This is a genomic window from Luteimonas panaciterrae (genome assembly GCF_020511115.1).
GTDB classification, from domain to species: domain Bacteria; phylum Pseudomonadota; class Gammaproteobacteria; order Xanthomonadales; family Xanthomonadaceae; genus Luteimonas; species Luteimonas panaciterrae.
The window spans coordinates 1-771 of record NZ_JAJAVH010000078.1 but is presented as its reverse complement, the minus strand read 5'-3'; the positions used below and the strand labels follow the sequence as shown (position 1 = coordinate 771).

Annotated in this window: 1 protein-coding gene; it reads right to left on the bottom strand. The window is 60.2% G+C overall.

Annotation, left to right across the window (positions count from 1 at the left end):
* Positions 1 to 219 precede the first annotated feature (219 nt).
* Positions 220 to 771: hypothetical protein (locus LG367_RS18585; protein WP_264179994.1), on the bottom strand; the 552-nt coding region annotated here is incomplete at its 5' end.

Below are 771 nucleotides of genomic sequence, written 5' to 3'. Positions count from 1 at the left end.
CTCCATCGGATAAGAAAGATTATTACTCGCAGTTCTCCACGGCCTGGCCGAAGATTTCGCGCTACTTCTCGCCGTAATTGCGTGCAAGGTAATCTTACTCATCATATGTGGATCTACTTGTATTGATTGGCATCTCCATGATGTATGACCCGCCACCGTTGAGCGCGGTGGCGGGTCGTCGAGATGTGTCGCTGTCCTCTTCGAGAAATTCACGACGCTTCAATGGCACCAGGCGGTCTTGCGGAACGCGAGGCCGTAGATGCGGCTGTAGTCGTCCGTGGCGTCGTTGGGGTTCGACGGCGCCCCCTTGCGTACGAGCGGAAACAGCTTCCATGCCGTGCCGTCCGGGTCCGGACGTTCCTCGCCGAAGTTGAAGCTGTCGATGCGGATTGCGCGTACGCCAGGGAAGAAGCCGGCAGGCGAGATCAGCCCGCCTGCACGCTGGATCCCGATCTTGATGGGACGTCCGATGCAGCGCTGGTCGTGGACGTTCAGATCCAGATCGAGATCGGTCTTTAGATACCCCTTCGAATTGCCTTCCGCCGACCAGCCGGTGTCGGCCCGCCAGTATTGTTGTTGCTGGCCGTGTAGACGTTGGCCCAGCGCAATCCGTCCACATGCGTGCGCAGGCCACCGCTGCGACTGTTGCTGTAATCGCCGGAGAACAGCGCATGCGAGGACGTGTTCCAGTAACCGCGGTAATTGCTGCTCGCCGGCTTCCGCGAGGCCATCGTCGGTGGCCAGACGCTCTACGTCAGCGACGACGGCCGC